The sequence below is a fragment of the Providencia sp. Je.9.19 genome (assembly GCF_051129765.1).
Taxonomy (GTDB): domain Bacteria; phylum Pseudomonadota; class Gammaproteobacteria; order Enterobacterales; family Enterobacteriaceae; genus Providencia.
Map to the genome: position 1 here is coordinate 188,072 of NZ_JBCPSS010000001.1, position 12,645 is coordinate 200,716.

The window sequence follows — 12,645 nt, forward strand, 5'->3', positions numbered from 1 at the left end:
GGAAGCCTATTTGTGGATATTTGGATACTAGTAGGATTCATATTAGTTATTTTACTTGGTATAGCCCCCATTTTGGCTATCATGGCAATTAATCGAACAAGTCGGTTAAATCATCAGATTTCTGAGTTAAATCAACGTGTTTTTTCTCTTGAGACAGTAGTTTCACAATATAATCAAAAGCATGATATAGACATTGATACTCAAGAAAGCACCCAAACTGAAGGTAGTCCATCACAAATCAAAGTCAACAATAGCTGTGAGGAGCTACCTGTTTTAGTGTCGGAATTTACCGACAAAACGTTATATTCGCAATCTAGTCAATCTGAAACGGTTAACTATACAGCAGTCATCCCGCAAGAAACGCCTAGAGTCGTTAACTCAACCGCTGAAATACCTGTTGAAGGGATAAACCCAAATCGATTTGATAGTGTGAAAACTACCACTTCAACAATGAGAAATAATGATAATAATCCATCAATTTTTGGTCATTTCTTTAACTGGTTGGTTAAAGGAAATCCCCTCGCTAAGGTCGGAATATTATTATTGTTTTTAGGCGTTGCCTATCTACTTAATTACACCGTGCAAAATGATATTATTTCGCCACAAATTCGGTTACTACTAAGCACCGTGGGCTGCTTAGCGTTACTCGGTACGGGGTGGTGGCTGCGTAATAAAAAAGAGTTATTTGGTTTAATATTACAAGGCGGCGCAATTGGCTGCTTGTATATTACCGTATTTGCAGCATTTAAGTTATATACGATGTTACCTTATGCAATGACATTTGTTTTCATGTTGCTCATTTGTGCGGCGAGTATCATGTTAGCATTACTACAACGTACAATTAGCTTAGCTATTTTAGCATCAATTGGTGGTTATTTAGCACCTATATTATTATCAACGGGTGGTGGAAATCATATCATTCTGTTTTCTTATTATCTGATGCTATCAGGCGCTATTTTGATTATTAGTTTGTGGCAAGCATGGCGACCACTTAACTTAGTTGGCATGTTTATGACCTATGGCGTTGCCATTCTATGGGGATTAACTAATTATCAGGCGGAATACTACCTGTCTTGCCAACTGTTTATTATTGCTAATCTGATCATCTTTAATGCATTAACTCAATTATTTGCAATACGTTTTGACCATAGTCAGCAGTTAGTGGTGGATAATACGTTATTATTCGTTCCGCCATTTATCAGTATTGCATTACAGTATTTTATTTCAGAAGGTATTGGGTTATTACCTGCTTTTGTTGCTTTATTATTGGGGTGCCTCTATCTCATTGCTGGCTTGCATATTCATAAGCGTTATAAAAATGCGGGTAAAAATATGGCATTGGGTAATATCATTATTGGTAGTGGCTTTATCACCCTCGCAATACCGCTTGCCTTAACTTTTGAGTGGACGTCGATTATTTGGTCGATGGAAGGTCTACTTATTCTTTGGTTCGGTTTGCAGCAAAATCAAAAGAAAATGACGCTTATTGGCTCATTACTTATTGTTGTCAGTGCGATTACACTGCTGAGTGATTATCCTTATCTTTATTGGACGCGTAGTAGTATTTATATGGTACCCGTATTATTGGTAGCTTGCTTTTGTGCTGGAGGGTTATTTCACTCGAGGCGTAAACAAGAAAGCCATTTTGATGTTTTAAGTTATGGTTTCTTAATTTTAGGATTAATTGTTTGGGCCTGTTGGGTGCCAATGATTACCGATATTCTGTCTTGGAGTGGTGAGTCAGAAGGTTTCATTATTATGGCACTTGTCGTTATTTCGGTTTGGATATGGCGTTCATATGCAATTAAGATAGATTGGGTTCCTTTACTGTTATGTCAGTCTTTTCTTTGGCTTGTTGGATATTATTATCTGGCACTCAATTTTATCTATGATGAAAATCCAATGGGGCTTGGTGAAGGTTCGTTAATATGGCCAGTTATTTTGGGAAGCTCCATATTATTTGTTATTCATGCATATAAAGTCCGTAATATCTGGATGCAACGCGTTTTACATGGTGCAAATTTTTGGTTGATACTTACATTTATTGCGACACAGGTAAATTGGTTTGTGGAGATTTTACCTTGGGGTATGCATGAACTAGGGTATTTCTTCTATGTTATGGCAATCACCTTGACCACTTTAGTGCTTTATTGGTTACAGCAAAATAGATTATCTCCAATGAGACGTCATGGGCTTATTTATTGGTATAGCTTCTTACCTGTAATGGTCGTGCTTATTATCTTATCTTATTGTGCGAACTTGGAAGATGGCAAATTAATGTTCTGGAATTATATTCCATTAATTAATCCATTAGATGAAGCTGGCCTTTTTAGTATTGCTGCAATTTTGTTGATGCATCGAGGTTTTGCTCAAAAACTTAAAAAAGTTACCGAGTATGATATTTGGATTATGCGAGGACTTGTGGTGGCGACAGCTGCTCTTTCTGTATTATGGTTTAATGGCATTCTTATTCGTGCAACCGCAGACTTTGCAGATTTAAATTGGAATTTTTATGTGCTATATCATTCTCGCTTAGTTCAAACCGTGCTTTCAATTAGCTGGGCACTTGCTGCATTAGTATGCATGGTCATTGCTGCGGTGAAGAGAAATCGAATTTGGTGGTTTAGTGGCGCCGGTATTTTTGCGTGTGTTATTGTTAAATTGTTCCTTATTGATATATATGGGCAAGATGGCATATCACGAGCGATTTCATTTATTGTTGTTGCGCTATTGATATTAATTGTTGGTTATTTCTCACCACTACCACCTAAAGTTGATCATGACATTGCACAAGAGAAGGAGACGCAATCGTGAGCCTAATAAAAAAAAGAGGATTTAAAGGGCTACTTTCAGTCTTTTCCTTGGCATTATTATTTTCAAGCCATCTTTATGGTGAAGAGATTAAAGAGGCGACACCTTATAGTTATTATCAAGGCATAGAATTAGATATCCAAGATAGTAATAGTCCTTTTTTCTGGTTGGAGTTACCTCCAGAAGCTTATATTAACTCTGCGTATCCAAAAACATTGCAGGATGTACGCGTTTTTAACGGTACAGGTGATGAAGTACCTTCAGCTCTTTTCTATGATGCAGAAAAATCGATTTCGACTTCTAATATTTCTTTTGTGCCTCAACGCTTAATTGCACAAGTTGATAATGTAAAGTCACAGAATGAATATTTAGATGATCAACAATATTTATTAGTTGAAGCAATCCCTGGAAAAGTGACTCGAATTGAATTACCGAATATGCAAAGGAAGCAACAGACAAATTACCAGGCTTATTTATTGACGCGAGATCAGACTAAAAATAAGGAAATGTTAGCTCAAAGCTTGAATTTAGATTGGGCAAAAAGTGAAAAGGAATGGCAAGCTAAGGTTTTCATTTATGCAAGTAATGATAAAAAAGATTGGGTTAATATTTCTGCCAATCAGCCTATCATGAATTTGAAATTAGATTCAGGTACTATTGCAAGTAATACCATTGAGCTTTTGCGTGGAAATTCTGCGGTATTGAATGCGCCTTATTTGATGGCGATTGTTGTTAGCGCACCAGAAGTCCTCGTTCCTGATTTACAAAAAGTAAATGCGACCGCCAATATTTTAAATTCAACGCGTCGTCAGCAGGTATTTCATTTTGAAATGACCAATGATGGCGTATCGAGAGAACACATTATTTATCAACTCGCGTCTTCACAGCCTCTTTCTGAACTACAGGTCAAGTTACAGCAATCAAATAGGGTTATTCCTTTAAAAATCGAGTATTCATCTGAAAATATTGATGACTGGAAATTATTAAGAAATATAGTTGCCTACAACCAAGTGACTGATGGGGAAAGTGTTAGTAATCCGACTATTGCACTCAATGGTGAAATGATCAGAAAATTAAGGATCACTGCATTAAAGGGAAGTTGGGAAGAGAGTCCTCCTCGTATTGACGGACAAAGGGATGGCATTAATATTATTTTTAATATGCAAGGTGCCGCGCCTTATTTGTTAGTGTGGGGTAATAAGCAGGCTAATCTTGATAAAATGACGTATAGCGATCTCATTGGTAAACCATATGGTGTTGATGAGGTGATGTCGCATTATCCTGAACTTTATGCAACAGATAAAGTTATTGAACTTGGTGGCGTAGAACGACTGAGCTCAATTGAGTTAGTTGATGATGATGTGAATTGGATGACAATCGCATTGTGGGTATTGTTATTTATTGGAATAATTGTTTTGCTGTATTTTTGTTGGTATTTATTTAAAGAGATCAACTCGTCAGATAAAGATACTTCAAATGATTTATAGCTTATATTTTTAGGTGATTAAGGGAGCTAAGTGCTCCCTTTTTTTATATTGATGGTGACAAAGATGATTAATAACTTTGGTTAACTAAACACAACTCGACGTAATTTTATTCATTTACTTATCTACGTAAACAATTACCCAATCTTGGTGTTATTTGACGTAGATATGGGATAAAACTGAGACATAGAAATAGGAGATGTTTATGAAGCGAATGTTATTGGCTAATTTATTCATGGTGGTTGCGTTATTGACGAGTACATCCGTATTTGCACAGGTTACTGATAGTGCAATTTCCTACGACCTGGCACCCTATAGTACAACACAGTTAAAATATATATCAGAACAGGCAAGTGTCCATGAACATGAGGTTGGTGATCTTGAGTCTGAACGTGAGGTCATTGAGGTAAGTCGCCTTCGTTTAAGTGAAAATATTAATGATAAGCGATTTACAGGACGTCAATTTAGGATCTATGATTAAAATAGGAATAAGGTTATCAAGTGAAAACGTGAGTATATAGATGATTTTTTATTAAGGAAAATATTATGCATCAAGGTCAATGTCTTTGCGGTTCAGTGAAAATTTTAACAAACAAGCCTGTTGATAAAGTGAGTGCTTGTCACTGTGGTATGTGTCAAAAATGGAATGGTGGCCCTGGAATTAGTATTGATTGCGGTAGTGATATTAAAATTGAAGGAGATAAGTCTATCACTCGTTTTATGTCTTCTTCATGGGCGGAGAGGGCATTTTGCAATAACTGTGGTACACATTTATTTTATCATTTGCATTCACCTTCCACTTATTATGTCTCAGCGGCCTTGTTTGATGAAAGCAAAGACGCCAAACTGAGTCTGCAAGTCTATATCGATAGCAAGCCAAAATATTATAATTTTGCTGAAAAAACACCAACGTTAACAGAACAAGACATCATGAATATGATGAGTTAATAATTATTTATAAAGCTGGTTTTCTTGCCAGCTTTTACTCTTTACAGTTTATCTAAAGCAAATTTAGCTCCTCTGTTGTAATGCTTGCGTCTTAAAATTGAATTACAATCAGGAAAACTTTATTGTAATGGCATTGATTGAACTTTAATTTAAGTAAGTAAAAGTACGCGCTTGGGTTAATATAAAAAGATAGCCAATGCGTGATTCTAGAGGAATGATGAATGAATAATATGAAGGGAATGCGTCACGCTAGCAATATAGCATGGGTTTTACAGTGGATATTGAATATTGGATTAATTGCGTTAGCAGCGGTACTTGTTTTCTTTTTAGTTAAAGAAACAGTCACTATGGCAGCACTGATGTTTGGTGATGTTAAGGGAGTGACGGCGTATGAACTTTTAGAAGGTATTGTTATTTACTTTCTTTACTTTGAGTTTATTGCATTGATAATTAAATATTTTATGTCTGGATATCACTTCCCGCTAAGATATTTTATTTATATCGGAATTACTGCAATAATTCGTTTGATTATTGTCGATCATAGTGACCCTATGACGACCTTATTACATGCAGGTGCTATTTTAGTGCTTGTTGTAGCTCTCTATATTGCGAATACTGAGAAACTTAGACGCGAATAACACTCATAAAGTTAACTTATATTTTGAATTGACAAGGAGAATAAAAAATTTTTTTTATTCTCTTTTTGTATTAAATACAACCGATTTAAGTGATATAACTAAAGCGATGTTTATAGTATCAAAAAATTTAGTAAATTAGCTTAATGAAAATAACTAATCCATTAAATTAATTTAATGTTAAGGTGAGTGGCTGATTTATCTTGTTAAAACAAATTACAAAAGTGTTTTACTTTTTCAAACGGGTTAACTACTGTAATAAAGTTTCTATTCTAATAACATAAGTAGCTTGTAAATATGACAACTAATACACTTCCAAAGAAAAAAGGTTTTTTAAATCGCGTTGAACGGATCGGTAATGTTATGCCTGATGTCACAATGCTATTTGTTTATGCCTTAATAATATGTTGGTTTTTATCTTATCTCCTTTCATTTGTAGATTTTAGTTATTATCATCCTATTTCAAAAGAAAAAATTGCTGTTGTAAATATGTTTCAGTACCAAGAAATAATACTATTTATTACAACAGCAGTGAAAAATTTTATTAATTTCCCACCGCTTGGAATTACAATTGTTGCAACTTTAGGGATTGGTATTGCCGAAAGTAGTGGTTTTATTAATACTGCTTTGAAAAAAATGCTTTCTTTTATTTCACCTAAAATGCTAACTCCTACTGTTGTATTTGTTGGTATCGTTTCTCATATTGCATCTGATTCTGCATATGTTATTTTAATGCCAGTTGCCGCCATGATGTTTTATGCAAGTGGAAGGCATCCTTTAGCGGGTATTGCTGCTGCATTTGCAGGACTTGCAGGCGGATTTACTGCAAGTTATACACCATCAATTATTGATCCTATAATGCAGAGTTTCACGCAAGACGCAGCGCAAATGTTAGCGCCTGGTTATACCGTAAATGTCTTATGTAATTATTTTTTTAGTTTAGGCGGTACATTTGGTGTTATTTTTACTTGCTGGTTTATTACAGAAAAAATTGTTGAACCGTGGTTAAATAAAAATTGTCCTATCACAATAGCTGACGTAGATACGGACTCAGAGCAAAAATTGGGTGAAATTAAGCCAATAGAGCACCGGGCTTTTCGAGTTGCAGGTTTAGTTCTTATTGCACTAGGGGTAGGTTTATTTGCACTATTATGGCCTGAAAATTCGCCATTACGAGGCCCCGATGGTAGTTTAACTAGCCCGAAAGCACCAATTATGCAAATTGTGGTACCTCTTTTATTTATTTTCTTTGCTCTTCCTGGTGTTGTTTATGGCTATATGACTAAATCTTTTACCTCAACCAAAGATGTGGTTAAGGCGATGGAAAATATTACAAAGTCATTAATTCCTTTTATAGTTTTTGCATTCTTTGCTGCACAATTTTTGTATTCATTTCAACATTCAAACTTAGGTACATTACTTGCATTATCTGGTGCTGAATTATTGCGTACATTAGATATGCCATCCGGTATGACCGTATTTGGCGTTATTTTATTAACAGCTGTTTTGAATATTATGATCACTTCTGCCACTTCTAAGTGGGCGATTATGGCTCCGGTCTTGGTTCCAATGTTAATGGCGGTTGGTATTTCACCAGAGTTAACGCAAGCAGCGTTCCGTGTGAGTGATTCGGCAATGAACGTCAGTACGCCAATGTTCCCGTTTTATCCATTAATCTTAATGTATTGCCAAAAATATTATAAGAATGCAGGGATTGGTACACTTTGTTCAATGATGATCCCATTCACAATAGGATTATTGATTACTTTAACTGCGACACTATATCTATTTTGGGCCTTTGATATTCCTATTGGTTTTGATAGTGGTTATACGTGGCAGCCAGCATAATAAACAAAAAAATTGAGTAGAAGGAATATGTAATGAATGAGTTAGGTAAACAGCTTGAACAACGTTTCTACCGCTATTTAACAATAGAAAGTCAAAGTGATGCTTCAGCAACAGTTGTGCCAAGTACTGAAGGGCAGCGTGAGTTAGCTAAATTATTGGCAGAAGAGTTAGAAAGTTATGGTTTAAAAGATATTTATATTGATGATCATGCGATTTTATATGCGGTACGCCCGGGTAGTAATCCGTTAGCACCAAAAATTGGGTTTGTCACCCATTTGGATACGGTAGATGTTGGGTTATCTCCTGTAATTAAGCCTCAAACATTAAAGTATGAAGGCGAAGATTTATGTTTGAATACACAAGAAAATATATGGTTTAGATCTGTAGAACATCCTGAAGCATCGCCTTACATTGGTGAAGAGATTATTTTTAGCGATGGAACTAGTGTACTAGGTGCGGATAATAAAGCCGCAGTGACAGTAGTCATGGAGTTAATGAATAAACTACAACATGCAGATTTTGATTGTGGTGATATATATGTGGCTTTTGTTCCTGATGAAGAAATTGGACTTCGTGGGTCAAAAATAATGGATTTATCTCGTTTCAAGGTCGATTTTGCCTATACTATTGATTGCTGTGCATTAGGAGAGGTGGTATTCGAAACATTTAACGCTGCTTCTATTGAAGTTTCGATTAAAGGTATTACAGCTCATCCCATGTCTGCTAAGAATGTATTGTTAAATCCTATTCGCGTGGCTCATGATTTTATTGGATGTTTTGACCGTTTTGATACCCCAGAGCATACGGAGCATCGGGAAGGATATTTTTATTTTACCGATTTGATTGCAAATCTGGATAATGCAAAAATTAAAATGGCGATACGAGATTTTGATCGAAATAGTTTCGAAGCACGTAAACGCTTTATAAATGAAAGTGTTGAATTAATTAGATCTCGTCATCCTCGAGCAACAATTGAATTTAAAATTGATGATGTGTATAGCAATATCAGTGACTCAATTGGCGATGATAGAACGGCAATCAACTTAATATTTGAAGCTCTAGACGTTCAAGGTGTTGAAGCAAACGTTATTCCTATGCGTGGGGGCACTGATGGTTCAGCATTGTCTGCTCGTGGAGTTTTGACGCCTAACTATTTTACAGGGGCACTTAACTTTCATTCTCGTTTTGAGTTTTTACCTATTAGCTCATTTGAGAAAAGCTATTTAGTTTCAGAAACTATTTGTCGATTAGTAGGGCAAAAATAATTATTTATTTAAATATAAAAATAGCCGTTATTATGACGGCTATTTATTATAAGAAATAGGTCAATAATTATATAATTAGAATGATTATTAAGTTTAGAGTTATTATAAATTGTGATTGATTTTTTTTTTTGTGAAATGAAAGTTAAAAAATTACATATAATTTTATTGAGCTTTCATTTATTATCCTGTCTATTAGTTTATATAAAGGATAGGAAGGGTAATTGATTAATATTATAATTATTGACGATAATAATATTACTATTCGTGGGTTTGAAACTATATTTAGTCGAATATCACGTTGTAAAATTGTCGCATCATTTCCGTTGCTAGAACACGCTATTGCTTGGAATCGACAACAAAGAGCGAATATTATTTTAATTAGTAGTGATAATTGCCAATTTGAGTCGCTAAGAACAATCCAAATACTTCGACGAACTCAACCTGAAGTTGGTATTATTATATATAATATCCGTAGTAATTATTCATTTGTGCTTAAAGCACTTGATATTGGTATTTTTGGTATTTTAAGTATTAATATTAATGAAGACGATTTAATTGAGGCTATTCAAGTGGTTAACGCACGTCGTCGAATTATTTCACCCGATATAGCTCAAGATATTGCCCTACAGAGGCTGCTTCATAGTCATGAACATGACTTATATGAGTTGTTATCTGCTAGAGAACTTGAAATTATGTTGATGATAACACAGGGAATTCCAATTAAAAAGGTTGCGCAGTCGCTTACGTTGAGCCCAAAAACAGTAAATACCTATCGATATAGAATGTTTGGTAAACTTAATATCTGTAGTGATGTAGAATTAACACACATAGCAATCAGTTATGGTTTAATTACGGCAAAACAGGGTTTATCAGGGTGGCAGAACAGTTCGAACCAAAAGCTTTCTTAAAAACAGTGACTAACCAGCCTGGCGTCTATCGAATGTATGACGCTGGCGGAACTGTTATTTATGTCGGAAAAGCAAAAGATCTTAAAAAACGATTATCGAGTTATTTTCGAGAAAATGTTGGTAGTCGTAAGACAGAACAACTCGTCAAGCATATCGCTTCAATAGATGTCACGGTGACTCACACCGAAACTGAAGCCTTATTGCTTGAACACAATTACATCAAATTGTATCAACCACGCTATAACGTATTGTTGCGAGACGATAAATCTTATCCTTATATCTTTTTAAGCAAAGAAACTCATCCTCGTTTGTCGATACATCGCGGCGCTAAACATGCAAAGGGTGAATATTTTGGGCCATTCCCAAATTCTTATGCTGTGAGAGAAACACTGGCTTTGATGCAAAAATTGTTTCCTATCCGTCAGTGTGAAGATAGCGTTTATAAGAATCGTTCTAGACCTTGTTTACAATACCAAATAGGGCGCTGTTTGGGGCCTTGTGTTAAAGGTTTAGTGACTGATGAAGAATATGACCAGCAAGTCAACTATGTTCGTCTATTTTTGACTGGGAAAGATAAGCAAGTTCTGACCGGTTTAATTGAACGCATGGAAAAGGCGAGCCAAGATCTCCGTTTCGAAGATGCGGCACGATTTCGTGATCAGATACAAGCAGTACGAGCGGTAACTGAAGAGCAATATGTTTCAGGCGGAAGCGACGATCTGGATGTTATCGGCGTGGCATTCGAATCAGGACTAGCTTGTGTCCATGTCTTATTTATTCGTCAAGGGAAAGTATTAGGAAGTCGTAGCTATTATCCTAAGATACCGTCGGGGACTTTATTAGATGAAGTTGTTCAAACTTTTTTAGGGCAGTTCTATCTGCAAGGTAGTGAGAATAGAACGTTACCTGGCGAGATACTGATTGATTTTGCTTTAGCTGAAAAAGAGTTACTTGCAAGCTCACTTTCTGAACTTGCTGGGCGAAAAATTAATATTCAAAGTCAACCTCGCGGTGTAAGAGCACGTTACTTAAAATTAGCACGTACTAATGCATTGATTGCGTTATCAACAAAAATTGCGCAACAGTCAACGATAATTCAACGAATAAAGTCATTGGCAGAAGTTGTTAAACTCGATTCGATTTCTCGCATGGAATGTTTTGATATATCCCATACCATGGGGGAGCAAACTGTTGCTTCTTGCGTTGTGTTTGATAAAACCGGTCCGGTTAAATCTGAATATAGGCGCTATAATATTACAGGGATCACCCCAGGCGATGACTATGCTGCCATGCATCAAGTGCTAACTCGTCGTTATGGTAAGCATATCGATGAAAATAAAATTCCTGACATTATTTTCATTGATGGGGGAAAAGGGCAACTTGGTCAAGCTAGAGACGTTTTTGACTCTTTAGAAGTGGACTGGAATAAAGACCATCCTTTATTAATTGGTGTGGCAAAAGGGAGTGATCGCCGTGCAGGGCTTGAAACGCTATTTTTAAAACCAGAAGGTGAAGGTTTCTCATTACCACCAGATTCGCCAGCGTTGCATGTTATTCAGCATATTCGAGATGAGTCTCACAATCATGCTATTACAGGACATAGGCAACGCCGAGCAAAAGTTAAAAATACCAGTGCATTAGAATCAATAGAAGGAATTGGGCCTAAGCGCCGCCAAATGCTCTTGAAATATATGGGGGGATTACAGCCTTTACGCAATGCGAGCATAGAAGAGATCGCAAAAGTGCCCTCGATCTCATACGCACTGGCAGAAAAGATTTATAATGCATTGAAACAGTAAGTGTCTTAGGGCAACATACTTATAATATCCAACTTGGTCAAAAAGTTAGTGAGCGCGATGAAATTAAATATACCTACGTGGTTGACCTTATTTCGAGTCATCCTGATACCGTTTTTTGTATTGGCTTTCTACCTGCAAGTGAGCTGGGGGCCTTTTGCCTGTGCATTAATTTTTGTTATTGCGGCGGTGACTGATTGGTTTGATGGGTTTTTAGCCCGTCTTTGGAAGCAAACCACAAAGTTTGGGGCGTTTTTAGATCCAGTCGCAGATAAAGTGATGGTGGCGACTGCTTTGGTTCTTGTCACTGAGAGTTATGATGTTTGGTATATCACATTGCCTGCTGCAACGATGATTGCTCGTGAGATTATCATTTCCTCTCTAAGAGAGTGGATGGCAGAGATAGGTAAGCGTAGTAGTGTGGCGGTCTCTTGGATCGGGAAATTTAAAACAACAGCGCAAATGATGTCACTTGTTGGTTTGTTATGGCGTCCAAATCCATTGATTGAGAATCTTTCTATCGCATTAATGTATGTTGCTGCAATCTTAACTTTCTGGTCAATGTTCCAATATTTGATGGCTGCATGGAGTGATTTGAGCGAAGCTTGATCGAAATGATTGAAAAAACAGCGAACGATTCAATTATTTCAATAATTGTGTTGACTCGAAATGTGAAATCAGTAGAATGCATCGCATCGGACGGCAACTAGGTTTACGAAAAAAAATAAGTAAATCAGCCAGTTTGAAAAGCTAAATTAGAAGTGAAAACTTCAGGCGGGAATAGCTCAGTTGGTAGAGCACGACCTTGCCAAGGTCGGGGTCGCGAGTTCGAGTCTCGTTTCCCGCTCCAATCTCTCTAAGAGATTAGTGGAAAAGGCGCGTTAGCAAAGCGGTTATGCACCGGATTGCAAATCCGTGTAGCTCGGTTCGACTCCGGGACGCGCCTCCAA

General features: G+C 36.5%; 10 protein-coding genes and 2 tRNA genes. All 12 read left to right on the forward strand.

Going from position 1 to position 12,645, the window contains the following annotated elements:
• Window positions 1-12 precede the first annotated feature (12 nt).
• The 12 genes from AAZR93_RS00895 to AAZR93_RS00950 all read left to right on the forward strand — a co-directional run bounded on the left by AAZR93_RS00895 (window position 13) and on the right by AAZR93_RS00950 (window position 12,644).
• Window positions 13-2,814 carry a DUF2339 domain-containing protein gene (locus AAZR93_RS00895; RefSeq protein WP_434718696.1) on the forward strand — a complete coding sequence of 934 codons (2,802 nt, stop codon included), beginning with the start codon at window positions 13-15 and terminating at the stop codon, window positions 2,812-2,814.
• A complete protein-coding gene (locus AAZR93_RS00900; protein WP_434718697.1) occupies window positions 2,811-4,298 on the forward strand; it encodes a DUF3999 family protein in 1,488 nt (495 codons plus the stop codon). The genes AAZR93_RS00895 and AAZR93_RS00900 overlap by 4 nt, the downstream gene beginning before the upstream one ends.
• Before the next feature lie 202 nt (window positions 4,299-4,500).
• Window positions 4,501-4,776 (forward strand): hypothetical protein, encoded by a 276-nt coding sequence (locus tag AAZR93_RS00905; RefSeq protein WP_434718698.1) that lies wholly within the window; start codon window positions 4,501-4,503, stop codon window positions 4,774-4,776.
• A 65-nt stretch (window positions 4,777-4,841) separates the two neighbouring features.
• Entirely contained in the window at window positions 4,842-5,243 is a 402-nt protein-coding gene (locus AAZR93_RS00910) for a GFA family protein (protein WP_434718699.1), read from the forward strand.
• A 230-nt stretch (window positions 5,244-5,473) separates the two neighbouring features.
• A complete protein-coding gene (psiE, locus tag AAZR93_RS00915) occupies window positions 5,474-5,881 on the forward strand; it encodes a phosphate-starvation-inducible protein PsiE (RefSeq protein ID WP_434719611.1) in 408 nt (135 codons plus the stop codon).
• 294 nt (window positions 5,882-6,175) lie between these two features.
• The gene (locus AAZR93_RS00920; protein WP_434718700.1) at window positions 6,176-7,726 is read left to right on the forward strand and encodes an AbgT family transporter; all 1,551 of its coding nucleotides are present in this window, start codon (window positions 6,176-6,178) and stop codon (window positions 7,724-7,726) included.
• A gap of 32 nt (window positions 7,727-7,758) precedes the next feature.
• Entirely contained in the window at window positions 7,759-8,991 is a 1,233-nt protein-coding gene (pepT, locus tag AAZR93_RS00925; protein ID WP_434718701.1) for a peptidase T, read from the forward strand.
• Window positions 8,992-9,212: 221 nt separating this feature from the next.
• On the forward strand, window positions 9,213-9,899 hold the full coding sequence (locus tag AAZR93_RS00930) for a LuxR C-terminal-related transcriptional regulator (protein ID WP_294107649.1): 687 nt from the start codon (window positions 9,213-9,215) through the stop codon (window positions 9,897-9,899).
• Window positions 9,866-11,698 carry an excinuclease ABC subunit UvrC gene (gene uvrC / locus AAZR93_RS00935; RefSeq protein WP_294107647.1) on the forward strand — a complete coding sequence of 611 codons (1,833 nt, stop codon included), beginning with the start codon at window positions 9,866-9,868 and terminating at the stop codon, window positions 11,696-11,698. Before AAZR93_RS00930 ends, uvrC begins: the two co-directional genes overlap by 34 nt.
• Window positions 11,699-11,755: 57 nt before the next feature.
• Window positions 11,756-12,304 carry a CDP-diacylglycerol--glycerol-3-phosphate 3-phosphatidyltransferase gene (gene pgsA, locus AAZR93_RS00940; protein ID WP_336430837.1) on the forward strand — a complete coding sequence of 183 codons (549 nt, stop codon included), beginning with the start codon at window positions 11,756-11,758 and terminating at the stop codon, window positions 12,302-12,304.
• A 165-nt stretch (window positions 12,305-12,469) separates the two neighbouring features.
• Window positions 12,470-12,545: transfer RNA gene (locus AAZR93_RS00945), tRNA-Gly, on the forward strand.
• Window positions 12,546-12,570: 25 nt separating this feature from the next.
• Window positions 12,571-12,644 (forward strand) — tRNA-Cys (locus tag AAZR93_RS00950).
• Window position 12,645 lies beyond the last annotated feature (1 nt).

Bases quoted from the DNA above. Each gene is read 5' to 3' on its own strand.
- AAZR93_RS00905 (WP_434718698.1), top strand. From the start codon at position 4,501: ATGAAGCGAATGTTATTGGCTAATTTATTCATGGTGGTTGCGTTATTG.
- AAZR93_RS00920 (WP_434718700.1), top strand. From the start codon at position 6,176: ATGACAACTAATACACTTCCAAAGAAAAAAGGTTTTTTAAATCGCGTT.
- AAZR93_RS00910 (WP_434718699.1), top strand. From the start codon at position 4,842: ATGCATCAAGGTCAATGTCTTTGCGGTTCAGTGAAAATTTTAACAAAC.
- pepT (WP_434718701.1), top strand. From the start codon at position 7,759: ATGAATGAGTTAGGTAAACAGCTTGAACAACGTTTCTACCGCTATTTA.
- psiE (WP_434719611.1), top strand. From the start codon at position 5,474: ATGAAGGGAATGCGTCACGCTAGCAATATAGCATGGGTTTTACAGTGG.
- pgsA (WP_336430837.1), top strand. From the start codon at position 11,756: ATGAAATTAAATATACCTACGTGGTTGACCTTATTTCGAGTCATCCTG.